The organism is Streptomonospora halophila (assembly GCF_039542725.1).
Lineage (GTDB): Bacteria > Actinomycetota > Actinomycetes > Streptosporangiales > Streptosporangiaceae > Streptomonospora > Streptomonospora halophila.
Map to the genome: position 1 here is coordinate 64,296 of NZ_BAABIK010000006.1, position 25,545 is coordinate 89,840.

Below are 25,545 nucleotides of genomic sequence, written 5' to 3' on the forward strand. Positions count from 1 at the left end.
CTGGGGAAGCTCTTTCAGGAGGCCCGCGAGCGCCGGTCGCCGCGGGTTACTTCAGCTCGGGCTCAGACGTCGGCTTCACCTTGGCGTCGTCTCCGTGGATGCCGGCGAAATTCTCGTCGAATCGTCCGGGGGCGTCGACGTGGAACGCGTTCGGCCCGGCGTCGGGGCCGCTCCGGCGAGTCGGGCGTCGCCGGGATCGCCGCTGTAGACGGCGTATCCCTCGCTCCGGGTCATGCGGCCCCGCGACTCCGCGGCGACGACCGCCTTCGACGACGCGGGGATGCGCTCGGGGGCGGGTCTCCGTCGCCCTCCGCCCCGATTCCGTGCGTCGGCTTCGTCTCGCCGCGATGGGAACCGAACTCGGTGGACTTGTGGATTTCGACGGAGAACGACCGTGCCGCTGCAATCGGCGACTCTTTCAGTTCGACGGCGTGCGAACGCCCGCACTCGAAACCCTTCGAGCCCGTTTGCGACCGAACGAGGACGGCTATTTCTCGTGCGGCGACGACCCTCCGCATTTTTCACGGCGATTGAACTCGGCATTGTATAGCCGGAACTCGGTCGGCACCCTTTCTGTTCTATCGTTCGCTCGGTTTCCGGATCGTTTTGGGCGTTGCGCGCGGTGTCCGCTCGGCGGTCGCCAGGAAGCGGCGGCGCGAAGCGCCTCCGCCGGGGCGGCCGACCGGCATGCGGACCCGCCGCCCGGTTGCGGCCCGCGGAGGCTTTGAAGGAGTTCCGGCGGACCCGGAAAGGGCGATGGTCCCTACTGCCGGGTGAGGCGGGGCGGAGGGGTCGGCGCGGGCTCGGCGGCCGCCCCCGGAGCCGTAGGGAGCGGAGCCGCGGCTGCGCAGGAGCGGCGTCTCCCTTCGCTGCGCCGCGGAGGGCGGGCCGGAGGGGGCGGTGTCGGTCGACGCGCCTGCATACGTACGGGTACGCGACCTGCGCCCCCGGCTCGGGGCGCCCAGGGCGGAGCCGTCGGCGCCCGCCGTGCCCGCAGAGGCCGGACGGCCCGGCGCGGTGGTGCCGACCCACAGGGCGGGGAGGAGGGCGTCGGTGTCGGGCGCGTCGACGAGCCCCGGGTCCGTGGCGGCCCAGGAGGTCTGGGCCGCCTCGCCGAACCAGACGGCCGGGCGGCGTTTGGCGCTCCTGCCGCGCAGCCCGGCGGGCGCGGCATGGCGGGTGCGCGCCGTCCGGGCAAGGGCCGCTCCCATCGGCGATCCCGCTCCTGCCTATTGCCGGAACAGAAACGGCGGAATGGTGCGTATGCGGGCGCACGTGGACGTCGTTCCCTGCGCCCCCGGCGGCGCAGTTCAGCGCGCCTTCGGATGGGCCCGAATTTTCCCCCGGGGAAGCCGGGGAAAAGGGTCCAGCGGGGTGCGGAGTAGCGGTAATCTTGAGTCCAGGTTCCCTTCCTTCAGGGTTTTGCAGGGATTGGAGCCGCGGCCTGAGACAGCGTGGGGGAGCACCGTCTCGGGTCACGTGGGGGGCCGGGTTCGGCGCCTGGGGCCGGGGGGCTCAGGCGCCGAACCAACGGCTTCCCGAGAGGCCGTAGGCCACGTGGAACCTGACGGCGGTGGGCTCGGGCGACCGTTGCCGCCCCGCTCGGTGGCCAGGGCATCGACCAGAGCCGGACCGCGGCCCGCCTGGGCGTCGGCCTCCAGACCGCTCGGAGCCGGGGATCGGGTGCGTACGGTTTCGGCCGTCCCGCACCCCGGCCTCGGGTTCGCCGCCGTCCCGGCAGGTCAGGGTCATGGGCGTCTGCGGTCCGCTCCACGCGGAGGGTGTAGCCGCCGCCGGGCAGGCCGGGCAGTCGGACCTTGGCCGGTCGCACAGGTGTCGAGGAAAGCGTGGACCGGCGGAAGAGGGCGTTTCGCACAGAAGGTGAGCCGACGGCGACGTTCAGGTCGTACCGTTCGGCATCGGCTCACACGCCGGCCTCGCATCCCCGTTTAGGATCGTGGACTTTCCCCGGACAGCTGGACTCCCCCATTGCGTGGATCGGCATGTCGGCATGTCGGTCGGTATTCCTGGATCAACACGGAGAGACCGAACGGTATACCGTGACATCCGGAGACCTTCAGGGCTTCGCACTCAGCACCAAGCGGACCGCCGAGTTCATCGCGGACGTGGCTGCCTCCCCGGGAGAGTGATCCGTGCGCGACCGTGCTTTCGAGAAGAGCGGCTACAGCGGCCGGGAGCCGAACCGCGGCGGCGTTGCCGCCATCCGTTCCGCCTTCCGCACGTCCAGCTACAACGGCGTCAGTGAGGGCCGCCTCGACGTGGCCGACCTCCCCGCAGGTGCGGCCGTGCGCGACTCGAAGCACCCGGAGGCAGGGCACCTCTCCCTCCCCGTCGCCGAGTGGGGCGCCTACCTCACGGCCGCCCGCGCCGCCGAGCTGTAGCCGAGCGCCCGCCCACCACGCCCTCCCGGTCCCTGCGGGCCGCTGTCGGCCGAGCACGGTGGCGGCGAACCTCTCCAGGGCCGCGGCTGCGCCGACGGAGCCCACGGACGCCAGCACGAGCAGCGCGCAGCCCACGCCGGTGCCACCCGCGCCGCTGGGCGCGTGCGCCTTGCCCGTCCGCGCCGTCACCGCCGCCGAACTCGTGCGGTCGCACGTACCGGTCGCGGTACACGGCGGCGCTCAGCTCGCGCGGGCGCCGGAACTCGTGCCGCTCCGGGCTGTCGGGACTGCTCTCCTCGGCCAGGCGGTCGGTGGCCTCCCCGCCCCCGCACCCCGTCGAAGAGGCGGGAGCCGCGGCCGGCGCTCGCTGCCTCGGACTCCAGCATCTCTCTGGCGGCGGTCACGGACGCGACCGTGACGACCGCCGCGGGCGGCCGTCACGACCATAGAGGGCGTTGGGGTGTTTCAGCCGGAGGCTGAGCCGGTACTCCCAGGGGTGACCGGGTTCGACGCACGTCGTCCCGGGCGTCGGCGGGCGGCCGGACCGGCGGAGGCGGGCGAAGGGAGAGGCGCATGGGCGCGAGCGGCACAGGCGCGGACACCGACACCGAGGCGCGGATCCAGATCATCGCCGGGCTGGCGATGGGCGCGTTCGCGGCGGTGGCGCTGGCCACGGCCCTCGCACGCGCCGAGACGGGTCTGACCGTGGTCGGCGCGCTCGCGGGGGTGCTGGGGGCCGGCCTCGTGGCGGTCGCCGCAGTGCGCCTGCGCAGGCTGCACCGCAACGGCCGCCGCGACCGCGAAGGCGCGGGCGGGCAGACCTGAGCCCGGTGTCTCTCATCTCCTGACCCGCGCGCCGGGGGCGCATGGAGGGTACGCTGGCCCACCTGCGGTACAGATTCCGGACAGATCCCGGCAAAGGGTTCGGGCCGCTCCGGCGGCACGCGGTACGCCGCGCGCCCGACGACTCGCCCGCGGGGCGCCCCAGCACATCCCATTGGTGCTCTCTGTGGGCGCCGAAGTACCGGAATGCGCCGCATCCTCACGGGCTCCGCGTTTCCGCCCTACCCGCGTTGCGCACACAGGCTTACGTCCGTTATTTTCCCTTTATACTATTTTTACACTTCACTCACTATTGACGCATAGCGTCGTGCGTCATCGAGCCCTCCCGCGCCCCCTGCGTCGCCGTCTGCCGCTACGCCTCCGGCCGGGTCGGTTGAGGCGAGTTTCCGCGAACAGGAAGGACGGCGGCTGATGGGCGATGTGCGCTCCGGTCTCAAGCGCAGGGCGCGCCTGCTCGGCGAGGCGCTGCGCCCGCCGAAGTCGCTGACGGCACGCGGCCCGGCCGTGCCCGACGGCGATCAGACACCCGCCGCCAAGACTCCGGCCGCCGAAGCTCCGGCCGCCGCGGACCGGGGCGTGAAGGCGAAGCGTCCGCCCAAGAAGACGCTCTCCTACGACTACGGCGTGCCGATCGCCTCCCGCCAGGTGGGCTCGCCGGTGTTCGTGATCAGCCCCGTCCGCTCCGGATCCACGCTGCTGCGGATGATCCTGAACAGCCACTCCCGCATCCGCGCACCCCACGAGCTGCACCTGCGCACCGTCGAGGTGCAGCTGGCCGAGGAGTTCTCCGCCAAGTCGATGCTGGAGCTGGACCTGGACCGGCACGAGCTGGAGCATGTGCTGTGGGACCGCATCCTGCACTTGGAGCTGGAGCGCAGCGGCAAGGACGTCATCGTCGACAAGACGCCCGGCAACGTGTGGGCGTGGGAACGGCTCAGCTACGCCTGGCCGCACGCCAAGTTCATCTTCCTGATGCGCCACCCCGAGGGCATCGTCGGGTCGCTGGCCCGCCGGAAGAACAACACCGCCACCCGCGACAAGCTCGAAGCCAACGTGCTGAAGTACCTGGAGCCACTGGAGAAGGCGCGCACGACCCTCGACGGCCACGCGATCCGCTACGAGGACCTCACCTCCGAGCCCGAGGAGACGCTGCGCAAGCTGTGCGCCTACCTGGACGTGGAGTGGGAACCGGACATGCTCGACTACGGCGAGCACGACCACGGCAACCTCGGCGCGAACCTGGGCGACCGCAGCGCCAACATCCGCTCCGGGCGCATCCAGGCCGCCCGCGAGGAGGAGACCTCCGACGAGCTCTCGCCGGAGCTGGCCAAGTACGCGGCCACCTGGGGCTACGCCTGACAGTCCCGCTCGGCGGCCGCATCCGGTCGGCGCCGGGACCGCGCGGCCGGCTCTCGGGGGGCGTCGTCCGCGGCGCCCCGCACGGGGTCGCTTCGCGGTCGTGCTGACTACGGAACGCCGCGCCGAGGCACTCGTCGGCCGGACCGAAGGGGTCGCCGCCCTGGCGCGCGGTGCCGACCTGGAGCGGCAGGTGCCGACATGCCCCGACAGGGATTTGCGTGAGCTGCTGCGCCACATCGGGCGGGCTCACCTGTTTAGCGCCGACACGGTGCGGCGCCGCGTATCCCATCCCGCAGAGATGGCCTCGCCCAGCGACTTTCCGGCTCCAGACGAGGCCGGAGCGCTGGCGGAGTGGCTTTGGGCCGGCGGCGGAGAGCTGCGGGACGCGGTGGAGGACGCCGGGGCGGATGCGCCGGTCTGGAACTTCAGCGGGCGCCGCCGACAGGCCGGGTTCTGGCTGCGCCGTATGGTGCACGAGACCTCCGTCCACCGCGCCGACGTCGCCATGACCGTCGGCGAGCCCTACGAGGTGGCCCCCGACGTTGCGGCCGACGGAATCTCGGAGTGGCTCGACCTGGTGACGGGGCCGGGCGCGGCCGAGGCCCGCCCGGAGGCCGCCGAAGCGCTGCGCGGCCAGGGACAGACGCTCCACCCGCACGCCCCTGACCCGCGCGGCCTCGGTCAGGCGGGGGAATGGATGATCCACCGCGAACCGGACGGTGTGACCTGGCACCACGGCCATCAGAAGGCGGACACGGCCCTGCGCGGCCCGGCGGCCGACCTGCTGCTCGCGTTCCTCGGCCGCATCCCCTGGACGGACGAGCGGATCGAGGTCCTCGGCGACACCTCCCTGCTCGACCACTGGCTGCGCCACGCGACGTTCTGAGGGCCCGGCGGCCGCGCCCTCTGCCGTGTCCCGCCCCCGACCGGCCCGCCTGCCCCGCTCCGGCGCATTACAGCGGCCGGAGCGGGGCAGGGGTCCCGCGACGGGGGACGCGACGAAGGGGGCGTGGCCATGGCCGACTCCGAGTCGGAGGGCAGGACCGGATCCGACCTGGTGCTGCGGGTCGGCGCCGAGGAGCTGGTGGTCCGGCACCGCTACGAGGCGGCGAGCATCGTCAACGACATCCTCATCGCGGTGTGGTTCACCGCCGGCAGCGTCATGTTCTTCTTTCCCGCGTGGCAGGTGGCGGGCACCTGGTGCTTCGTCGCGGGCAGCGTCGAACTCCTCGTGCGCCCGCTGATCCGCCTGGCGCGCCTGGTGCACGTGCGGCGCATGCGCAAGCGCACCCACGGCGCGGGGACCGCCCGGACGACACCGCACGAGACGTCGCTGGACTTCTGAGGTCCCGGCGCGCGGACATCGCCGAGCGGGCCGAGGCGGGCCGTGCGGCGTTCTTCCGCTTCTTCGGCGGCGAGCGGGCTCCCCATACCGCACTCGCTCGGCACATCGCGTCCCCCGCACCCCTCGGCGACTCAGTGCCCGCGGCGCCGGCCCTGCCGCGCCGGGCCGCGGAACTTGCGGTGCCCCCGCTCACCGCGGGCCCTGCTTCCATGCGGGGCAGGCTGCCGCCGGGGAGGCCCCGGACCGGCCGGCGGCGGATGTCGACGACGCATTCGCGCGACTGGTCCAGGTCCGCGCGCGCAGGCGCTGCCTGCGGGGATCACCGTCCGTACGGCGATCCCGGGCAGGCCGTGCGGGAAATGCGAAACAACCGGTTTACACGCGAGTTAGATCTGGTTACCGTAATTGGGAGCGCTCCCAGAAGTGACCGACATCATGACAACCGGAGACGCGCATCACCGAGATGAGAAGATCGCCGTGACCAGGAGGAATGGGAGCGCTCCCATCCGACTCGCGGCGTTCTGACCCCGATCCCCCGCTTCCCATCCCCCACCCCATCCCCCGCTTCCCCTTCCGCGCCCGGGCCCCGGCTCGATCCCCCGTCCCCACCCGCATCCCCCACATCCCCCCACCGCCGGGTGCGGCGACCGCATCCGGCGCACCCCCACCCCTCCCAGCACACTCGCCTCGGCCGCGCCCACAGCGGCCGACCCGCGCGGCTACGCAGCGTATCCGCCTAAGTACCGTACCCACCGCCAGGTTCACCCGCCCGCTCGCGGCGGCATCCCCCCGTCCCCGCCCCATCGGCCGGGACACGCACGGAAACTGGAGGTACCTCATCACCATGGGTTCCCGGCTCTTGACGCGATGGCCGTTAGCGCGGCTGATAGCGGGCGGAGCGGCGGCAGGGCTGGTAGCGGCCCTGGCACCGGCCACCTCCGCGTTCGCGGCGACGGAGTGCTCCGTCGACTACGAGATCACCAACGACTGGGGCAGCGGCTTCACCGCCAGCGTCACCGTCAACAACGAGGGCGACCCGGTCGAGGGCTGGTCGCTCGGCTGGACGTTCCCCGACGGCCAGCAGGTCACCAACGGCTGGAGCGGCGAGTTCAGCCAGGACGGCGACCAGGTCACCGTCACTCCGCCCGCGTGGAACCCCGACCTGGACAGCGGCGAGTCCGCGACTGTCGGCTTCCAGGGCTCGGCCGGCGGCGGAGACAACGGCGTGCCCGAGGAGTTCACGCTCAACGGCACCACGTGCGGCGGTGGCGGCGGCGGGGAGAACACTCCGCCCGAGGTCGGACTGACCTCGCCGCAGGACGGCGCCTCGTTCCTGGCCGGCGAGGACATCCCGCTGGCGGCCGACGCCTCCGACAGCGACGGTTCGATCGACCACGTGGTCTTCGAGGCCGACGGCACCGAGATCGCCACCGACGACTCCGCGCCCTACGAGGCGACCTGGTCCGACGCCGCGACCGGCCCCTACTCGGTGACCGCCACCGCGGTCGACGACGCGGGGGCCGAGACGACCTCCAGCCCGGTCGCCGTCGAGGTGATCGACGAGCCGGCGATCGTGGCCACCCCCGCCGACGTGAGCGTGCGCCAGGGCGGCGAGGCGACCTTCGACGTCTCCCTGTCCAACGCGCCCGACTCCGCCGTGGACGTCAGCGTCGCGCGCACGGACGGCAGCTCCGACCTCAGCGTCTCCGGCGGCGGCGAGATGACGTTCACCGCCGACGACTGGGACACCGAGCAGGAGGTCACCGTCTCCTCGGCCGACAACGGCGGCGAGCTGGCGTCGGCGACGTTCACCGCATCCGGGCAGGGCTACGGCTCGGCGACCGTCGAGGCCACCGAGATCGACGCCACCACCTCGGACTACGAGGCGGCGTTCCTGGAGCAGTACGAGAAGATCAAGGACCCCGCCAGCGGGTACTTCCGCGAGTTCGACGGCGGCCTGGTGCCCTACCACTCGGTGGAGACCCTGATCGTGGAGGCGCCCGACCACGGGCACAACACCACCTCCGAGGCGTTCAGCTACTACCTCTGGCTGGAGGCCGAGTACGGCCGCGTCACCGGTGACTGGCAGCCCTTCAACGACGCCTGGACGTCGCTGGAGGAGTACATCATCCCGGGCACACAGGACCAGCCCACCAACGGCTCCTACGACCCGTCGTCCCCGGCGACCTACATCCCCGAGCACGACTCGCCGCAGGGCTACCCCTCGGCGCTGGACGACAGCGTGCCGGTCGGCGAGGACCCGCTCGCCCAGGAGCTGAGCAGCACGTACGGGACCGACGAGGTCTACGGCATGCACTGGCTGCTCGACGTCGACAACACCTACGGCTACGGCTTCTGCGGCGACGGCACCGACAACGCGCCCGCCTACATCAACACCTTCCAGCGCGGGTCGCAGGAGTCGGTGTGGGAGACCGTCCCGCACCCCTCGTGCGAGACGTTCGAGCACGGCGGCGAGAACGGGTTCCTCGACCTGTTCACCGACGACGACACCTACTCCGAGCAGTGGCGCTACACCAACGCGCCCGACGCCGACGCACGCGCGGTGCAGGTGGCCTACTGGGCCGACAAGTGGGCCGAGGAGCAGGGCAACGCCGGTGCCGTCGACGACGTGGTCGCCGACGCGACCAAGATGGGCGACTACCTGCGCTACGCCATGTTCGACAAGTACTTCAAGGAGGTCGGCGACTGCGTCGGCGCCCAGGAGTGCGCGGCCGGGCAGGGCAAGAACAGCTCCCACTACCTGATGTCCTGGTACTACGCGTGGGGCGGCGCGATGGAGGCCGCGGAGTACCCGTGGGCCTGGCGCATCGGCGGCAGCTCCGCCCACCAGGGCTACCAGAACCCGATGGCGGCCTACGCGCTGTCGCAGACCGCGGAGATGCAGCCGGAGTCGCCCACCGCGTCCGAGGACTGGGCCACCAGCATGGAGCGCCAACTGGAGTTCATGGAGTGGCTGCAGTCCTCCGAAGGCGGCATCGCCGGCGGTGCGACCAACAGCTGGGCGGGCAGCTACGCGGAGCCGCCGGCCGACGTGCAGCAGTCGCAGTTCTACGGCATGTACTACGACTGGCAGCCGGTCTGGCACGACCCGCCGTCCAACAACTGGTTCGGCTTCCAGGTGTGGGGCATGGAGCGCGTCGCCCAGCTCTACTACGAGACCGGCAACGAGCGCGCCGGCGAGATCCTGGCCGACTGGGTGCCCTGGGCCATCGAGAACACCCGGCTCAACGGCGGCGGGGACTTCGCCGTCCCGGCCGACATGAGCTGGTCCGGCCAGCCCGACACCTGGGACGGGTCCTCCACGGGCAATCCGGACCTGCACGTCGAGGTCACTTCGCACGGCCAGGACGTCGGTGTGGCGGCCGCGCTGGCCAAGACGCTGCTCTACTACGCGGCGGGGTCGGGGGACACCGACGCCCGCACCACGGGTGAGGGCCTGCTCGACGCCCTGATCGCCAACCAGGACGACATCGGCATCGCCGTCGAGGAGAGCCGCGGCGACTACGAGCGGTTCGACGACGAGGTCTACGTCCCCGAGGGCTTCTCCGGGACCATGGCCAACGGCGACCCGGTCGAGCCGGGCGCGACCTTCACCTCCATCCGCTCCTTCTACCGGGACGACCCCCAGTGGGACAAGGTCCAGACCTACCTGGACAACCCGGACGGGGAGGCGCCCACCTTCACCTACCACCGGTTCTGGGCCCAGGCGGAGATCGCGACCGCCTTCGCCGCCCACGACAACCTGTTCGGCTGATGCCGGCGCCCGGGTGCCGCGGCGGTCTGCGCGGCCGCGGCACCCGGGCGCCCACCCACCAGGCCTCCGGACCGGCGGGACCTCGTGTTCCGGGTCGAAACGGCGGCGGAGCATTGAACGCCGGTCCGGACGGGCCGCCGGAGGCCAAGGATCCGGCGGCCGCACGACCGGGCCCCTCGGGGCCCCGGAGCACAACCCTCCCCATCCCCAGACGGCTCGGCGATCGGAGCGGTCCGGTCGGCGGGTCAACAACAAGGAGGACCAATGACAGGACAGCCCCAGAGCGGGCGCGCCCGATGGCGGTCGGGCAAAACCGTGGCGGGCGTGTCGGCACTCGCGATGAGTGCCGCCGCGCTCGGCGTGGCGCTCCCCGCCTACGCGGCCGAGGGCTGCGAGGTGGAGTACTCGGTCACCAACGAGTGGAGCAGCGGGTTCTCGGCCAGCGTGTCGGTCACCAACCTCGGCGACTCCCTCGACGGCTGGCAGCTGGAGTGGGACTTTCCCGGCGACCAGCAGGTCACCAACGGCTGGAGCGGCGACTTCAACCAGTCGGGGCAGCACGTGACGGTGTCCAACACCTCGTGGAACGGGACGCTGGACACCGACGGCAGCGTCCAGTTCGGCTTCAACGGCAGCGGCAGCGCCGATGTGCCGTCGGAGTTCACACTCAACGGGGTGGCCTGCGACGGGAGTACCGGCGAGCCCGATCCGGACCCGACGGAGACGCCCGACCCGGACCCGTCCGAGACTCCCGACCCCGAGCCCGAACCCGGTGAGCGGGTCGACAACCCGTACGCGGGCGCTGACCTCTACGTCAACCCGGTGTGGTCGGAGAAGGCCGCCGCGGAGCCGGGCGGCGACGCCGTCGCCGACGAGCCCACGGCCCTGTGGCTGGACCGGATCGGCGCGATCGCGGGCAACGACAGCCCCACCACCGGCGACATGGGGCTGCGCGACCACCTCGACGAGGCGGTCGCCACCGCCGGCGACCGGCCCATGACCATTCAGGTGGTCATCTACAACCTGCCCGGCCGCGACTGCGCGGCACTCGCCTCCCACGGCGAGCTCGGCCAGGAGGAGATCGGCCGCTACAAGACGGAGTACATCGACGTCATCGCCGACATCATGGACGATGAGAAGTACTCCGACCTGCGCATCGCCACCATCATCGAGCCGGACTCGCTGCCGAACCTCGTGACCAACGTGGGCAGCCGCGAGACGGCGACCGAGAACTGCAACACGATGCTGGAGAACGGCAACTACGTCGAGGGCGTCGGCTACGCGCTGAACACGCTGGGCGACATCCCCAACGTGTACAACTACGTCGACGCGGGCCACCACGGGTGGATCGGCTGGGACACCAACCTCGCCCCCTCCGTCGAGATGTTCCACGAGGCGGCCAACGCCAGCGGCGCCACCGTCGACGACGTCCACGGATTCGCCGTGAACACCGCGAACTACTCGGCCCTGGTCGAGCCCCACTTCGACGTCGACGACACGGTGGGCGGCCAGCAGGTGCGCCAGTCCGACTGGGTGGACTGGAACCAGTACATCGACGAGCAGTCGTTCGCGCAGGCGCTCCGCGACGAGGCGGTATCGCAGGGCTTCAACTCCGACATCGGCATGCTCATCGACACCTCCCGCAACGGCTGGGGCGGCTCGGAACGCCCCGACAGCCCGAGCTCGTCGACGGACCTGAACACCTTCGTCGACGAGAGCCGGATCGACCGGCGCATCCACCCCGGCAACTGGTGCAACCAGTCCGGCGCGGGCCTGGGCGAGCGTCCGCAGGCGGCCCCCGCCTCGGGCATCGACGCTTACAGCTGGATCAAGCCGCCCGGCGAGTCCGACGGCAACAGCGAGCCGATCGACAACGACGAGGGCAAGGGCTTCGACCGGATGTGCGACCCCACCTACGAGGGCAACGTACGCAACGGCAACAGCCCCTCCGGCGCCCTGCCGAACGCCCCCGTCTCCGGCCACTGGTTCTCGGCCCAGTTCCAGGAGCTGCTGGCCAACGCCCACCCCGCCGTGTAACGAGAGGATGATGTCCGACTAGAGACACTCGCTGTTCGCACAGCAGGCCGTGCCCCCCGGGTCGGTGCCACCCCGGGGGGCACGGCTTCTCGCGTACGCGGCGGCGCGACGCCGCGCAGCGCTGGGCGGCCGACCGGCGCCGCCGGTCGGCCGCGCCGGTCAGCCGCGCTGCGGCCAGGCGGTGGGCATGCCGTCGATGGGATTCCGGCCGGGGTCGGTCTGCGCAGGGGTGCGCTGCCGGTAGATGTCCTCGGGATCGGGGCCGATCCCGCTGTGGGTTTCCGGGTCCCGCTGGGCGTGCCGCGAGCGGTGCGCCCCCTCGGCGTCGACCGGTGCGCCGGTGCGCACGGCGCTCTCCGAGGTGAACTCGCTCAGCCGCGCGATCTCCTTGGAGAAGGCGTCGCTGGCCGCCTGCATCTGTATCTGCACCGCACGGCAGAACGTCTGGATCCAGGCGACGCGGCGCTCCATCTCCTCCAGGTCGGCGTCGTAGGAGGAGCCCGCGCTGGCGCGGTAGCCGCGCGCAGCCTCCTCGGCGGCGACGCCCGCCTGGTCGCGGGCCTCCACCAGGATGTCGTCGGCCTGCTGGCGGGCCTGGTCGGTGAGCTGGCGGCAGTACTCCTGGGCCTGGGCGACGTAGGCGTCGGCCTGCTGCTGGGCCGCCGAGAGGAGGTTGACCGCGTCGGCGGGCGGCCCTTCGGTGGCGGCGGCGGAGTTGTTCTGCTCGCGGTAGCGCCTGCGCAGCCGGTCGATCTCGGCGCGCAGGCTGGCCTTCTCGGCGTCGCTGGCGGCGATGTCCTCGGCGACACGGCCGATGAACCGCCGAACCTCCTCCTCGTTGTACCCGCGCCGTCCCAGCGGGGTACGGGAGAACTCCTCGGCACGGACGCGCTCTGGACTCAGCCGTTGGTGGGACCGGTTCATCGGACCCGTGTCCTCGCGTGCGGTCACGGATTTCCTCCGCTCGTGCTGGTGCTGTCGAAGTCCTCGTAGCGGACGCGCTCCGTGGCCACTCCCGCCCCGGCGAGGCGCTGGACGGTGCCGGTGACCATGTCGGGCGAGCCGCAGACGTAGACGTCCTCCTGTGACCAGGGCCCGTAGCGCAGCGCCACGTCGACCGCGTCTCCCGCTTCGGCGCCCGGACGCGCCGGCTCGCGCGACACGCACGGCACGACGCGCAGCCACGGGCACTGCCCGGTCATCTCGTGGAGCGCAGGGTAATCGTAGTGGTCGCGGGCGTAGGGCGCGCCGACGAACAGATGGGCCCGGCGTTCGGGCCCGCCGCCGCCCGCCTCGGCGCGCATCTGTTCGAGCATGGCCTTGAACGGCGCCAGGCCGGTCCCGCCGGCCACCATGAGCACGTCGCGGGCACCGGAGAGCTTCAGCCGGTCGCCCACCGGAGGCCCCAGCCGCAGGGTGTCGCCCACCTGCACGCCCTGGACCAGCGCGGTGCTGACCGGCCCGCCGCCGACCAGCCGGACGTGGAAGTCGATGGTGCCGTTGCGGCGCGGCGCGTTGGCGGGGGTGAAGTACCGCCACACGTTGGGCCGCAGGCGCGACTCCACGGCCAGACTCTGGCCGGGGATGAAGTCGAGCTCGTACTCGGGCTGGACGGACAGGACCGCGACGTCGGCGGTGCGGCGCTCGTGCCTGACGATGCGCGCGTCCCACCAGGGCGGTGTGCTGCTGGAGGCCTCGTCGGCGGCCTCGGTCATCACCTTGGCGACCAGGCCGTAGGCCTCGCTCCAGTCCTCGGCCAGCTCGGGTTTCCACTCCTGGCCCAGGAAGTGCGACAGGGTGTGCAGCAGCGCCTGGCCCACGGCCGGGTAGTGCTCGGCGACGACGGCGAACTTGCGGTGGTCGCGCCCCAGCTGCTGGAGGAAGGGCACCAGCTCGTCGAGCCGGTCGACCTCGGAGACGATGCGCCCGAGCGCCCCCACCAGCCGGTCGCGCTGGGCCGACATGCTCACGGGGAACAGCCGCCGGGTCTCGGGGTGGGTGAGGAACAGAGTGGAGTAGAAGAAAAGCGGCACTTCGTCGCCGTAGGCCGCGACCTTCTTCCAACTGTCCTTCAGCCGCGTGACATCCACGTATCAGATCCTTACGGAGTGCACCCGGGGACCGCCGCGTCCGTTCGGAGGCGCGTCCGGCACAACCGGGGGCATATGGCAGAAGCGGTCGGCGCAGGGCGCCGGCCGGCACCGCGGGCCGCGGCGGCGCGGATCCGCGGGTGCGGCTCCGGTGCCCGGCCGTGGTGCGCTTGGGTCCTCCGCGGGGGCGGCACCGGGCCCGTCAGGGCCGGCGGCCGACCACCCGGGAGGGTCGTGCCGTGCGGCTCAGTCGGCCGCAGCGGAGGCCTTCTCGCCCGAGCCCCCGACGATGTCGTCGGAGAGCGGAGCGACGACGCCCACGATCTCGTCGACGGTCGCGCCGGGCACGCCGGCGGCCTTGAGCGACTCGATGAGGTGGGCGGCCACCTGGTCGAAGTGGGACTGCTCGATGCCGCGGCCGCGGTGGACCTCGTCCATGGGGCCGCCGTCATAGACGTCCGGGCCGCCCAGGGCGGCACAGAAGAACTCCACCTGGCGGCCCTTGAGCTTGGTCAGGTTGGTTCCCGTGAAGAATCCCGCGAGTTGCGGGTCGTCGAGAATGCGCACGTAGAGGTCGTCGACCACGGCGGCAATCGCCTCGTGGCCGCCAATGCGCTCGTAGATAGTGGCGGAATCGTTCGTCACGATAGGCACCTCAATGGGAGTGGGGAGGGGAAGGAGATGCGTGGGAGAACTCGGTGGTGAACCCTACAGACGCCGTTACCGAATCGTCAAAACCCGTCCCGATCTGGGACGTCTCCGGTGTTCAGAGCGGCTTTCCGGGAGTGTAGGCGTTTCCATGGAAGAGGCCGGAGAGCACCCACTTTGCGGTGGTATGCCCAGTTCGGGGCTTCAAGCCCTTATGCGGCCGCGCTGTCGGCATCCAGAGAGTGCGGCACTCGCCCTTGGAATGAGGCACCCAATGCCGATTCGACCCGCATCGATGATCACGGTTCGTATTTTTTAGGCGAAGAACCGAAAGTATCGAACTCGTCTCCTCGCCGCCACAGCTTCCGGATGGTCTGCCGCGATCATCCGGATTCGGAATGCGGATTGACGGCTTTGCCGGGCTTCTCGGCGGCGTCGGCGGGCTGAGCAGGCACGACGGCCGGACCGGCGGACGGAGGGGTCGCGGGCGCACCGGCCGCGACACACGATTGCGCTGCGTAACGCGGGTACCGGGCCCGTGAGACGAGCGAGCCACCAAGCGTGACGGATCGACTGCGGAGACAGGGCGGCGCTCCACGGTCGCAGGCGGGGCCGGATGGCTGCCACCGCACCCCGGCCGGGGTCCGAGGCGGCGGGCCGGCGGGGCGAAGACGGGCGGGGCGGCGGCCGTCACTGCGGCGGGCGCATCCCATACCGCCCGGGCGCCCGCCGCGGACCTCCGGTCGGCGGATCAGCCGACCAGGGGACGGACCTCCTCGGCGGCGAACCGCACGAAGCCCTCGGGGGCCGGCTCATCGGCGGTGGGCTGGAGGACCACGGTGCCGGCACCGGCCTCCGCGCGGCGCCGGACCGCGTCCGCGACGGCCTGCGCGTCCCCGGCCACCGCGACGTCGGGGACCGCGGAGATCCCCTCGTGCTCCAGCTCGGCGGCCAGCCGCTCAGGCGCGCCCGGCCCCGTGGCCGTGAGGACATAGGACACGACAGCGTGGTCGCCGGTCCGGCCCGCCTCGGCACGGCCCTCACCGACGATCCGCAGGGCCTCCCGCACGCCCTCGGTCCCCACGTGCGCGTCGAGGACGGTCCCGTCGGCCACGCGCCCCGTCAGCCGGAGCGTGCGGGGCCCGAGCGCACCGGCGAGCAGCGGGGGCGCGGTCGCGGGCGGCCAGTCCAGGGCGACGCCGTCGAGGCGGACGTAGCGGCCCTCGGTCGTGACGCGCTCGCCCCGCAGCAGCGCCCGCAGCGCCGCGGTGTACTCGTCCAGCAGGGTCAGCGGCGACGCCGCCTTCGCGCCCGCCTGCGCCATCCAGTCCTGTATGCCGTGGCCCACGGCCAGGGTGAGCCGGTCCGGAAAGAGGCGGTGGAGGGTGGCCGCCTCCATGGCGGTCAACGCGACGTTGCGCAGCGGGACGGGGAGCAGGCCGACGCCGATCCGCAACCGTTCGGTCCAGGCCAGGGCCGCGGCCGCGGTGGCGATCCCGCTCTCCAGGAAGCAGTCCTCCCACAGCCAGAGTTCGTCCAGGCCCGACTCTTCGGCCGTGCGGACCACGGAGCGGAGGCGTTCGGGGGGCAGTTGGGGGCGGAACACCGCGCCGAGGGTCGTCATGCCGCCGTTCCTACCGCGCCCGGGCGGCGGCGGACAACACGGATGTCGGCGACCCCGCGGACTCCCGCCGGGGCTACCGGTCGGGTGCCTCGGCGGTCCGGGAGTGGGCGGTGTGGCCGAGGAACCCGGGAGCCGCCAGGCCCAGCCGGGCGGTCTGCTCGCGGTACAGGCCGATCAGCTCCGACATCGGAACGGGGCGGCGCTCGGCGCGGTGGATGCCGCCGCGCGCTCCGGCCGACCACAGGCACGGTTCCACCCGGATGCCGTGGGACGGGGCCAGGCCGTCGACGTCCTCGCGCCAGCCGGGCCAGCGCAGCTCGCGGCAGAAGTGCTCCAGGCCGCCCGAGAGCACCCACGACAGCCACGCCCCGTGCCCCAGCTCCAGCGGCTCCCATTCCAGGGTGTCGGGCGCGAAGTAGGCGATCTCGCCGGGATCGCCGGGCCGGCCGGCCTCATCGGCGTCGGGGCCGTTGACGGCGAACACGCCGCCGAGCACGTCGTGCGCGACCACCAGACCGCCCTCGGGCCGCCAGTCGGGGTCGGGTAGTACGGGGAACCCGTTGATCCGCGCCAGGCTGGGCAGCGCCCCGGGGGGGCCGGTCCCCGTTCCGCCGAAGACCCGCAGCCACCCGCAGTCGAGCAGCAGACCGCCCGAGTGGACCACGATGGCGCCCAGCGCCGAACGGACCGTGACCCGCATCTGCAGCAGGGCCGAGCGCCCGCGGCGAGGAGCCTCGGCGGGCAGCACGCGAACGGGGACGGAGCTGCGCGCGAACTCCTCCTCCAACGCGGGCCACGCCGACTCGTCGACGTCGACGGGCTCACCCAGCGCTCGCATGGCCCCATGGTCGCATCGTCCCGGCTCCGTGCGGGAGGGGTAGTCGTCACCGATTTGCGCCTGACCGGCGAAAACGCCAGGAGAGCGCTCCCAGTCGGCCCTGGAGGTCCGGGACGCGGGCGGCCCCACGACCGCGCGGCAAAACGGGGTGAACCGGCACCGCGCGGGCGGCGTCCTACCAGGAAACCGTGCAGGGCAGGACACCGGTCCGGCCGCGGCACCCGCCGCCCGCGCCGGCGCCTTCCCGTGCTCCGGCGGCGGCCGCGGAGAGTCTGCACCGCTCGGCACAGGCAAGTGTTGTGTGGCGGGCGGGTCAGGCCGGGTTGTGGTTCTCTGACACCGGGGCCGCGGGCCCGGCGCACCCGTTCCCGGCGCGGTTCCTGTGAAGGCGCGGCACGGCCGCGCCGCGTGGAGGGGAGTCCGCGCTTGACCAGTCCACTGCGTCCCGAAGACCCCGAACGCATCGGCCCCTACACTCTGATCGCCCAGGTCGGCCGCGGCGGACAGGGCGTCGTCTACCTCGGCACCGGACCCGACGGCGAGCGCGCCGCCGTCAAGGTCCTCAGCGGCGAATGGGCCGCCGCCGACCACCGCGTGCGCGCCGGCCTGGCCAAGGAGGTCGAGGCCACCCGCCGCGTTGCGGCGTTCTGCACCGCCGCGGTGCTGTCGTTCGACCTCGAATCCGATCCGCCCTATGTCGCGAGCGAGTACGTCGACGGACCCACGCTGCGCCAGGCGGTGCGGCGCGACGGCCCGCACCGCGGCAGCGCGCTGGACCGCCTCGCCATCGCCTCGGCCACCGCGCTCGTGGCCATCCACGAGGCCGGAGTGGTGCACCGCGACCTCAAGCCCGCCAACGTGCTGCTCGGTCCGGACGGTCCCCGGGTCATCGACTTCGGCATCGCGCGCTCCACCGACGCCACCCTCACCCAGACGGGCTCGATCTCGGGTACGCCCGCCTACATGGCCCCCGAGCAGATCCGCGGCAGGGCCCTCGAGCCCGCGACCGACGTGTTCGCGTGGGCGGGAGTCATGGTCTACGCGGCGACGGGCGCCACCCCGTTCGGGAGCGACGGCACCGTCCACGACATCATCCACAGCGTGCTGCACGAGCCGCCCCGGCTCGACGGCGTGGCCGAACGGCTGCGGCCGCTGCTCGCGGCGTGCCTGGACAAGGACCCCGGCCGGCGCCCGACCGCCGTACAGGCGCTGAGCACGCTGATCGGCCGCGACCCGGCCGCGCTCGACAGCGCCGCGGTGACCGCCGTCCTGCACGACGGCTACAGCGCGGCCACCGAGGAGCGACCCCGCGTCGCCGACACCGCGACGTTCGCCCTGCCGGGTGCGGCGGCCGCGGCTGCGGCCGCCGGCGCCTCCGGGGCGCACGACGGCGATCCCGCGGCGGCCGGCGGCGCGGCAGAGATTGCGGGTCCCGGCGGGCAGCGGAGCGGCGCCGGTGCGGCGGACTCCGAGCGCGAAATCACGGCCGCCGACCCCGCTCTCCGGGAACCGGCCGGTCCCGCTTCCGGAGCGGCCGACGGCGGTTTCCCTACGCCCGAGGGCGCGGACTCCGCCTACCGCGATTCCACGGGCGGAGGCGGAGGGGGCTACCGCGAGCCCGCGGGCGGAGGGTCCGGACCGCCGGCGGGGCCTCCCGGCGACGGTCCGCGCGAGGCGGCCGGGCGCGGGCGCGGCCGCGGACGCAGGCGCGCCGAGTGGGGCGCGGCCGCCGCCCTGCTGCTGCTCGCACTCGGCCTCGCCGGCTGGCTGGCCTGGGACCTGCTGCCCGGCCTGGGGCCCGGGACCGCCGACCCCGCCCGCCAGGAGCTGCCGGAGGCCACGGCCTCCGAGTCGTCCTCCCCCGACGCACAGCCGTCGCAGGGAGAGCCCTCCGGGGGCTCGAACGGCACCGAGCAGCCCACCGGGCCGCCCGCGACCGGCTATCCGGAGCACGAGACCGATCCTCCGTCCACCTGGACCCCCGAGCCCACCGGCGACCACAGCCCCGAACCCCACCCCGAACCCGAGGACGACACGGAGGAGAGCGGGGACGGCGGCGACGCCGACGACACCGACCACGCCGCGGCCGATCCGCCCACCGATCCCTGAGAACCCGTCCCCACCCCCGGCGCGCGGGCCCGTGTCCGCGCCGGGGCGGGGCGCAGGTGAAGCGACCGCCGGTCGCCGGCGGGGGCGCATGGGGCGGTCACATGCGGGGCCCGCATGCAGGCCCGCATGCGGGCCCACATGCGGGCTCACATGGTGTAGCGACGCACGGTCTCCGGGTGGATGACGAGGCGGAGCAGGTCCGCGGCCAGCACGTCGGCGAGGTCGCCGGCGCGTGCGGGGTCGTCGAGATCCCAGTAGCGAGCGGCCAGGCGCCTGCACAGGTCGTGCGCTCCGTCGGGCTCGACCGCGGTGCGGCCGGCGACCGAAACCCACCGCTCGCGTTCCCCTACGGGCGCGGCGACGACGATTGAGGCGCGGGGGTCGCGGCGCAGGCGCCGCACCTTGAGCGATTCCGTCTCCGTGAACAGCTGGATCGCACCCTCGGCGGTGGCCTCGAACCACACCGGCCGGGGCTGCGGCGGGACCGGCCCCCCTGCCACGGTCAGGAACCCGTGCAGGGGGCGCCGGAGGAGGTCGAGGTCCTCCGGGGTCAGCGAACCGGCGTCGGTACTCATCAAAGCCCTTCCGATAGGCGGGTGCGAACGGATGCGGGGTCGTCGGCCGACAGCGCCCGCCCGCTCGGGCGGGGCGTCGAGGACGACGGCCGAGCGGCTCGGCCGCTGCGGCGCGACGCCCGGGGCGCGGTGGTGCCGTTGCCCATGACGCCGATTCAACACCCCCGGCGCCGGCGGAACCATGGGCCAGAAGCCGAACCGCCTGCGTATTCGTCTAACCTGGCTGAGGTGGACGTGTTCAGCGACCTGATCCGCGGGGTGCGGGCCCACGGCTCGTTGTTCGGCAGTTCGGCCCTGTCCCCGCCCTGGGCGCTGCACTTCGTGGACGGCGCGCCGCTGACCCTGTGCACCGTCCTCACCGGAGCGGGCTGGATCGTGCCGGAGGACCGTCCGCCCGAACCGCTTCGCGCCCGCGAGACGGTCGTCGTGCGCGGCCCCGCGACGTTCACCTTCGTCGACGAGGTCGGCACCCGGGCCGAGCCGGTCGCGTGCGGCGAGCACTGCGCGACGCCCGAGCAGGGCGGGACCCGGCACCGGCTCGGCTGGAACGACCGCGGCGGCGACGGTGACGGCCGCGGTCCCACGACCCTGATCGTCGGCGCCTATCCGGTGCACGGCGAGATCAGCCGCCGACTGCTCGACGCCCTGCCCGTCGTGCTGCGGGCCGACGCCGACGGCACGGGCGACGCCGTGCTGGACCACCTCGCCGCCGAGGTCGCCGTCGACACGCCGGGCCAGCAGGTGGTGCTCGACCGGTTGCTGGACTGGATGCTGGTCTGCACGCTGCGCGAGTGGTTCGACCGGCCCGGCGGCGAGCCCCCGGCCTGGTGGGCCGCCCAGCGGGACCCGGTGGTCGGCGAGGCTCTGCGCCTCCTGCACGCCGAGCCGGCGGCACCGTGGACGGTCGCCGCGCTCGCCGAGTGCACCGGGGTGTCGCGGTCGACCCTGGCCAAGCGGTTCGCCGACCTGGTCGGCGAACCTCCGCTGACCTACCTCACCCGCTGGCGCATGGCGCTGGCGGCGGACCTGCTGGTCGAGCGCGAGGCCGCGACCGTCGCGGCGATCGCCCGCACCGTGGGCTACTCCGACCCGTTCGGGTTCAGTGCGGCGTTCAAGCGGGTCCGGGGCGCCAACCCGAGCGAGTTCCGGCGCACCGCAGCCCCAGCTTCTGCGCGACCGGTGCGCCGTCCCACGGACGGCGGTCGCCCGGCCGAGGTGCCGGGTCCGCGACCGGGATAGCGGCTCCCCGGTGGCGGAGTTGTCAGCGGCTGTGCGCGGGCATCTGCGCCTACCGAAAGGAACGCCCCCGCGCCCGGCCCTCTCAGGGCGGGGGTCCGAATGCGCAAACCGGCGGGTCCGGCCGCGCGATTACCGATTCGCGTAGCTTAACCGAATTTCTCCATATATCGGGGATCGGTTCCGACGCGCGGGCTGTGGACAGGCCCGACCCGCGCTGTCCCCCATATGCCATGATCTCAATCGGACGCACGCGGCGGCCGCCCCTGCGGATCGGCGCTTGTACCCCGGTTCCGCATCACTCCAGGTCGCGCGGCGTGGGAGAGGCGGTCCTCACCGGCGGTCCGTTGAAAGGAAAACCGATGGTGCAGAAACTCAGCCGCAGGCTCGGGCTCCAGACGAACCCGGTCATCTTTTCCGTTTCGGCTGGATTGACCGTGGTGTTCGTCGTCGCATCGATCGCGTTCACCGACGCCATCGACGCGCTGTTCGGCTCCGCGTCGGCGTGGATCCTCACCAAACTCGGCTGGTTCTACATTCTCGGCGTCACGACGTTTCTGATCTTCCTGGTCGGGCTCGCGCTCACCCGATACGGCCGCGTGCGGCTGGGCGGCAAGGATCAGCGCCCGGAGTACGGCACGCTCACGTGGTTCGCCATGCTGTTCGCCGCGGGCATCGGCACCATCCTGATGTTCTGGGGCGTCGCCGAGCCGATCAGCCACTTCGCCGAGCCCCCGCAGGGCGACGTCAGGCCCCAGTCCGTTGCGGCCGCCGAGCAGGCCATGGCCTACACGCTCTACCACTTCGGCCTGCACACCTGGACCATCTTCTGCCTGCCGGCGCTGGCGTTCGCCTACTTCATCTACAAGCGCGGACTGCCGGTGCGGGTGAGCTCGATCTTCCACCCCTTCCTGGGCGACCGGATCAACGGCCCCATCGGACGCGTCATCGACATCACCGCCGTCATGGGCACGCTGTTCGGCGTCGCCGTCTCGCTGGGGCTGGGCACCCTGCAGATCAACAGCGGCCTGTCCGCACTGTTCGGCGTACCGGAGAGCAAGACCTCCCAGGTCGTCATCATCGCGGTGATCACCCTCATCGCCGTCACCTCGGTGTCGCTCGGGCTGGACAAGGGCGTGCGGCGGCTGTCCAACATCAACATCGTCATGGCGGTCGGGCTGCTGCTGTTCATCATCGTCACCGGCGCGCCGCTGTACCTGGTGCGCGGCGTCATCGAGAGCGTCGGCATCTACGCCAGCTGGCTGATCCCGCTCTCCTTCTGGAACGACACGTTCAGCCACAGCGGATGGCAGGGCGACTGGACCGTCTTCTACTGGGCGTGGACCATCACCTGGTCGCCGTTCGTGGGCATCTTCATCGCGCGCATCTCCAAGGGGCGCACGATCCGCCAGTTCATCTTCGGCGTGCTGGGGCTGCCCACCGCCTTCACCATCATCTGGTTCAGCGTCTTCGGGCTGTCGGCCTTCAACATCCAGATGAACGGCCCGGGCGGACTGGTCCACGCGGTGGTCGACCAGCAGGACATCCCGGGCGCGCTGTTCGCGTTCCTGGAGAACTACCCGCTGACCACACTGGTGTCGGGCTTCGCGGTGGTGATCGTGGCGATCTTCTTCACCACGTCGTCGGACTCGGCGTCGCTGGTGGTCGACATGCTCTGCTCGGGCAGCGAGACCGCGGGGCCCGTGCGCCAGCGGGTGTTCTGGGCGGTGACCGAGGGCGTCGTGGCGGCGACGCTGCTGGCGGCGACCGGGCAGAGCGGCCTGGACGCCCTGACCGAGGTGATCATCGTAGTGGGGCTGCCGTTCTTCGTGATCGGCTTTTTGATGATGGTCGCACTGGTGCGCGCGCTGACCACCGACTGCCGCCAGCCCAGGAGCCCGGAGATCGCACCGTAGCCGGCGACCGCACCCGCCTGCGCCGAACGGGCGCGGGCGGAGTCAGCTCGCCATGTTCCGCGCGGTGGCCGCGGCGCCGACCGTGCGCACCGCGGTGGTGAAGTCGGCCCAGGTGATCATGGGGCCGGTGTGCTCGGCGCCGTCGTGCTCGCCGACGGCGTCGAAGATGCTGGTGTAGCCGCGCTCGGCGTAGCCGGGACCGCCCTGGACGGGCAGTCGGCCCCACTCCTTGGTCAGCGCGGCCGCCAGGAAGAGGCCGCGGCCGTCAGGCCGTTCGAGGTCCGGCGAGACCACGCGGGCGGCGGTGCGGGGAAGGTCGCTCCGCGGGCCCTCGTCGTGCACCTCCAGGTGCAGCGCGCCCGAGACCAGGCCGACGAGGCTGATGAACACGGCGCCGCCCGGCTCGCCGGAGGCGCTGTGGCGGATGGCGTTGCCGAAGAACTCGCTGACGACGAGCTCGACCGCGTCGGCGACGTCCGGAAAGGGGCGCATACGCGTGCGCGCCCAGAGCCGGGCTTCACGGCATTCGTCAGGCGTCCCGGGGAATGTGCGGAACGCCTGCAGCGTGTAGATTCCGACGTCGTCGTCCACTCCGTCGACCTGGGCCATATCGGGCCACCGCCTTAGGGTGCTTGCCGTTCCTCGGGCCAGGGGGGACCAACCGCCCCGATCGGGCCGCCGGACCGTCGCACCGATAGGCCGGGAACGGTCCGCGCTCGCACCGGCCTTGGGCGGCGACCTGGTCGCACCAGCCCCAGAGGAACCACCATCCATCGCCGAATTCTGCCGCACCAGCGGCACTTCGACAACCTTCTCAGCAGATTGTATACACAATTGCGCCGGTTAAACGATCTTCACGGGATTTCCACCCCGATGACCTCCCGGCCTGCTGCAAGTCTAGTCGGGAGCGCTCCCAAACCCCAGAGTGTCCGGTAAAACTTGCCAGATGTCGGACATCGACCGAAATCGTGAGTCCTCTGAAAGTTTTCTCGACGCGAAGCGCGCCGACCGCGGCGCTAGCCTTTAGGCGCAGACCGGATCCCGACCGGCCACGGGAGCAGCGATGCCAGTTCCGCTCGTCATCGACACCGACACCGCCCAGGACGACTGCGTCGCCCTGCTGGTCGGGCTGCTGGACGACGAGGCCGACCTGCGGGCCGTCACGACGGTCGCGGGCAACGTCGGGTTCGAGCGCCAAATCCGCAACGCCTTCCTCACCCTCAACGCTGCGGGCCGGCTGGGCGAGGTGCCGGTGCACGCGGGCTGCCGGCGACCGCTGATGCGCCCCTGGGTCAGCGCAGAGAACGTGCACGGCGACGGGGCCGGCGGCCTTTCGACCGACGTCTCCGACCTGTCGGTCGCGGACGAGCACGCCGTGGACGCGCTGGTGCGGCTGGCCGCCGAGAACCCCGGCGAGCTCTCGGTCGCGGCGATCGGCCCGCTGACCAACATCGCCTCCGCCGCTCTCAAGGACCCCTCGTTCGCCGCGAACGTGCAGACCCTCTACATCATGGGCGGCTCCAACAACGGGCGCGGCAACATCACCCCGGCGGCCGAGTTCAACTTCTACGTCGACCCGGAGGCCGCGAAGGCGGTGCTCGCGGCGGGCTTCGAGACGGTCGTGGTGCCCTGGCACCCCCTCACCCTGGAGCGGGCGGTGTTCGGCCCGGCCCAGCTCGCCCGGATCGCCGAGCTGGGCACACCGCTGGCGCGGTTCTTCACCCGCATCTGCGGGCCGACCCTGGAGTTCGACCGCAGCGTGGGCATCGACGGCACGACCCACCCGGATTCGCTGACCGCGGCGCTGCTGCTGCACCCCGAACTGGTGCGGGCCAGCGCCCGCTACAACGTCGATGTGGAGACGAGCGGCGAGATCACCCGCGGATACTCGGCCATGTCGTGGGGCGTGCACGGCCTGGAGCCCAACGCCACGGTCGTGGAGGACGTCGACGCCCAAGAGTTCTTCGACTACCTGACGGGGCTCCTCTCCCGCCCGGTGAAGCCCCGGCGGCCCATCGCGGGCCTGGAGTAGGGCGCTCGGCGCCGCCCCGCCGCGGCCGCGCGCTCTTAGTGCACGCGCACCGCGAGGCCCTCGTAGTCGACCACGACTCCGTCGCGGTCCACCGAGAGCACGAAGGCCCCGAAGGCGGTGTCGCGGTACTCGTAGCGATCGCGGCCCTCGCTGGGGTACAGCCGGGTGTAGCGCTGGCCGAGCCGCCGCACCCGCAGGCTCGGCACGTCGACCCACACCGCCGAGATGTCGCGGTACTCGCCCGGGCGCAGCCCCAGCCGCCGGATCGGCAGGGTGTTGGTCAGCGGGGTGGCGGCGACGTCGATGTCCGCGCAGCCGTCGAGCTCGGGCACGCGCACCCCGTCCACCGACCAGCCGCCGGCCTGCCGCGCCAGCTCGACGGCGCTCGCTCCGCCGGAGGAGAGGACCTCCACCCGTGCGCTGCGGCTCGACCAGGCGAGGTCGGCGTGCACGGTGACGCGGGTGGAGAAGCGGTCGCCGCCGTCGGCGACCGTCTCGCCCGCCTCCAGCCGGTACCCGCCCGGTTCGGCGAGTACCGCGCCGACCCCGAGTCCGGCCGAGACGTCGACCCGCGACCAGGCGACCGGATCTGCGGTTGTGGAGGACATACAACCGTTTTACCGGTACGCCCGGTTACACGCCAGAGCCCGGCTGTCATGGCGGAGCCGACACGGCCGGGACCAGCGCCGCGCCGCTTCCGCCCGCCCACGGCAGAA

19 protein-coding genes are annotated in these 25,545 nt (G+C 72.4%); 11 read left to right on the plus strand and 8 right to left on the minus strand.

From position 1 onward, the window contains the following. Positions 1-2,153: 2,153 nt before the first annotated feature. The 7 genes from ABEA15_RS07115 to ABEA15_RS07145 all read left to right on the plus strand — a co-directional run bounded on the left by ABEA15_RS07115 (position 2,154) and on the right by ABEA15_RS07145 (position 11,761). Positions 2,154-2,402 carry a DUF397 domain-containing protein gene (locus ABEA15_RS07115; protein WP_345555957.1) on the plus strand — a complete coding sequence of 83 codons (249 nt, stop codon included), beginning with the start codon at positions 2,154-2,156 and terminating at the stop codon, positions 2,400-2,402. Positions 2,403-2,975: 573 nt separating this feature from the next. Then, the gene (locus ABEA15_RS07120) at positions 2,976-3,227 is read left to right on the plus strand and encodes a hypothetical protein (protein WP_344141206.1); all 252 of its coding nucleotides are present in this window, start codon (positions 2,976-2,978) and stop codon (positions 3,225-3,227) included. Positions 3,228-3,656: 429 nt separating this feature from the next. Then, positions 3,657-4,604 (plus strand): sulfotransferase family protein, encoded by a 948-nt coding sequence (locus tag ABEA15_RS07125; RefSeq protein ID WP_345555958.1) that lies wholly within the window; start codon positions 3,657-3,659, stop codon positions 4,602-4,604. Positions 4,605-4,704: 100 nt separating this feature from the next. Beyond that, positions 4,705-5,490 carry a maleylpyruvate isomerase family mycothiol-dependent enzyme gene (locus tag ABEA15_RS07130; RefSeq protein WP_345555959.1) on the plus strand — a complete coding sequence of 262 codons (786 nt, stop codon included), beginning with the start codon at positions 4,705-4,707 and terminating at the stop codon, positions 5,488-5,490. A 129-nt stretch (positions 5,491-5,619) separates the two neighbouring features. Further along, positions 5,620-5,949, plus strand: coding sequence for a YrhK family protein (locus ABEA15_RS07135; RefSeq protein ID WP_344141208.1), 330 nt, complete (start codon positions 5,620-5,622; stop codon positions 5,947-5,949). Positions 5,950-6,793: 844 nt separating this feature from the next. Further along, entirely contained in the window at positions 6,794-9,724 is a 2,931-nt protein-coding gene (locus tag ABEA15_RS07140; RefSeq protein WP_425579367.1) for a glycoside hydrolase family 48 protein, read from the plus strand. A gap of 264 nt (positions 9,725-9,988) precedes the next feature. Continuing rightward, positions 9,989-11,761 carry a glycoside hydrolase family 6 protein gene (locus tag ABEA15_RS07145; protein WP_345555962.1) on the plus strand — a complete coding sequence of 591 codons (1,773 nt, stop codon included), beginning with the start codon at positions 9,989-9,991 and terminating at the stop codon, positions 11,759-11,761. A gap of 159 nt (positions 11,762-11,920) precedes the next feature. On the opposite strand, the gene ABEA15_RS07150 is transcribed toward ABEA15_RS07145, so the two are convergent. The 5 genes from ABEA15_RS07150 to ABEA15_RS07170 form a co-directional block, all read right to left on the minus strand. Then, on the minus strand, positions 11,921-12,712 hold the full coding sequence (locus tag ABEA15_RS07150; protein WP_344141211.1) for a DivIVA domain-containing protein: 792 nt from the start codon (positions 12,710-12,712) through the stop codon (positions 11,921-11,923). Beyond that, the gene (locus ABEA15_RS07155) at positions 12,709-13,851 is read right to left on the minus strand and encodes a globin domain-containing protein (protein WP_345555963.1); all 1,143 of its coding nucleotides are present in this window, start codon (positions 13,849-13,851) and stop codon (positions 12,709-12,711) included. The genes ABEA15_RS07150 and ABEA15_RS07155 overlap by 4 nt, the downstream gene beginning before the upstream one ends. Positions 13,852-14,097: 246 nt before the next feature. Continuing rightward, entirely contained in the window at positions 14,098-14,496 is a 399-nt protein-coding gene (locus ABEA15_RS07160) for a group I truncated hemoglobin (RefSeq protein WP_345555964.1), read from the minus strand. Between the two features lie 754 nt (positions 14,497-15,250). Next, a complete protein-coding gene (locus ABEA15_RS07165; protein WP_345555965.1) occupies positions 15,251-16,123 on the minus strand; it encodes an LLM class flavin-dependent oxidoreductase in 873 nt (290 codons plus the stop codon). A 73-nt stretch (positions 16,124-16,196) separates the two neighbouring features. Beyond that, on the minus strand, positions 16,197-16,961 hold the full coding sequence (locus tag ABEA15_RS07170; RefSeq protein WP_345555966.1) for a DUF2625 family protein: 765 nt from the start codon (positions 16,959-16,961) through the stop codon (positions 16,197-16,199). A 426-nt stretch (positions 16,962-17,387) separates the two neighbouring features. Between ABEA15_RS07170 and ABEA15_RS07175 the strand changes: the two genes are divergently transcribed. Further along, positions 17,388-19,070: a serine/threonine-protein kinase gene (locus tag ABEA15_RS07175; protein ID WP_345555967.1), complete on the plus strand. Its 1,683-nt coding sequence runs from the start codon at positions 17,388-17,390 to the stop codon at positions 19,068-19,070. 146 nt (positions 19,071-19,216) lie between these two features. Here ABEA15_RS07175 and ABEA15_RS07180 read toward each other — a convergent pair whose 3' ends face one another. After that, the gene (locus ABEA15_RS07180; protein WP_344141220.1) at positions 19,217-19,645 is read right to left on the minus strand and encodes a pyridoxamine 5'-phosphate oxidase family protein; all 429 of its coding nucleotides are present in this window, start codon (positions 19,643-19,645) and stop codon (positions 19,217-19,219) included. A 228-nt stretch (positions 19,646-19,873) separates the two neighbouring features. Here ABEA15_RS07180 and ABEA15_RS07185 point away from each other — a divergent pair, with 228 nt between their 5' ends. Together ABEA15_RS07185 and ABEA15_RS07190 are read left to right on the plus strand one after the other, a co-directional pair. After that, positions 19,874-20,884: an AraC family transcriptional regulator gene (locus ABEA15_RS07185; RefSeq protein WP_345555968.1), complete on the plus strand. Its 1,011-nt coding sequence runs from the start codon at positions 19,874-19,876 to the stop codon at positions 20,882-20,884. A gap of 359 nt (positions 20,885-21,243) precedes the next feature. After that, positions 21,244-22,797 carry a BCCT family transporter gene (locus ABEA15_RS07190; protein ID WP_344141223.1) on the plus strand — a complete coding sequence of 518 codons (1,554 nt, stop codon included), beginning with the start codon at positions 21,244-21,246 and terminating at the stop codon, positions 22,795-22,797. Positions 22,798-22,839: 42 nt separating this feature from the next. On the opposite strand, the gene ABEA15_RS07195 is transcribed toward ABEA15_RS07190, so the two are convergent. Next, the gene (locus ABEA15_RS07195) at positions 22,840-23,406 is read right to left on the minus strand and encodes an ATP-binding protein (RefSeq protein WP_345555969.1); all 567 of its coding nucleotides are present in this window, start codon (positions 23,404-23,406) and stop codon (positions 22,840-22,842) included. Positions 23,407-23,860: 454 nt separating this feature from the next. Here ABEA15_RS07195 and ABEA15_RS07200 point away from each other — a divergent pair, with 454 nt between their 5' ends. Continuing rightward, complete coding sequence (locus ABEA15_RS07200; RefSeq protein WP_345555970.1) at positions 23,861-24,829, plus strand: nucleoside hydrolase; 969 nt, start codon at positions 23,861-23,863, stop codon at positions 24,827-24,829. Positions 24,830-24,864: 35 nt separating this feature from the next. Here the strand turns inward: ABEA15_RS07200 and ABEA15_RS07205 are convergent, their stop codons facing one another. Beyond that, positions 24,865-25,437, minus strand: a complete 573-nt coding sequence (locus ABEA15_RS07205) for a putative glycolipid-binding domain-containing protein (protein ID WP_344141226.1) — start codon at positions 25,435-25,437, stop codon at positions 24,865-24,867. Between the last annotated feature and the right edge of the window lie 108 nt (positions 25,438-25,545).

Bases quoted from the DNA above. Each gene is read 5' to 3' on its own strand.
- ABEA15_RS07120 (WP_344141206.1), top strand. From the start codon at position 2,976: ATGGGCGCGAGCGGCACAGGCGCGGACACCGACACCGAGGCGCGGATC.
- ABEA15_RS07125 (WP_345555958.1), top strand. From the start codon at position 3,657: ATGGGCGATGTGCGCTCCGGTCTCAAGCGCAGGGCGCGCCTGCTCGGC.
- ABEA15_RS07135 (WP_344141208.1), top strand. From the start codon at position 5,620: ATGGCCGACTCCGAGTCGGAGGGCAGGACCGGATCCGACCTGGTGCTG.
- ABEA15_RS07140 (WP_425579367.1), top strand. From the start codon at position 6,794: ATGGGTTCCCGGCTCTTGACGCGATGGCCGTTAGCGCGGCTGATAGCG.
- ABEA15_RS07145 (WP_345555962.1), top strand. From the start codon at position 9,989: ATGACAGGACAGCCCCAGAGCGGGCGCGCCCGATGGCGGTCGGGCAAA.
- ABEA15_RS07165 (WP_345555965.1), bottom strand. From the start codon at position 16,123: ATGACGACCCTCGGCGCGGTGTTCCGCCCCCAACTGCCCCCCGAACGC.
- ABEA15_RS07170 (WP_345555966.1), bottom strand. From the start codon at position 16,961: ATGCGAGCGCTGGGTGAGCCCGTCGACGTCGACGAGTCGGCGTGGCCC.
- ABEA15_RS07180 (WP_344141220.1), bottom strand. From the start codon at position 19,645: ATGAGTACCGACGCCGGTTCGCTGACCCCGGAGGACCTCGACCTCCTC.
- ABEA15_RS07190 (WP_344141223.1), top strand. From the start codon at position 21,244: ATGGTGCAGAAACTCAGCCGCAGGCTCGGGCTCCAGACGAACCCGGTC.
- ABEA15_RS07195 (WP_345555969.1), bottom strand. From the start codon at position 23,406: ATGGCCCAGGTCGACGGAGTGGACGACGACGTCGGAATCTACACGCTG.
- ABEA15_RS07200 (WP_345555970.1), top strand. From the start codon at position 23,861: ATGCCAGTTCCGCTCGTCATCGACACCGACACCGCCCAGGACGACTGC.
- ABEA15_RS07205 (WP_344141226.1), bottom strand. From the start codon at position 25,437: ATGTCCTCCACAACCGCAGATCCGGTCGCCTGGTCGCGGGTCGACGTC.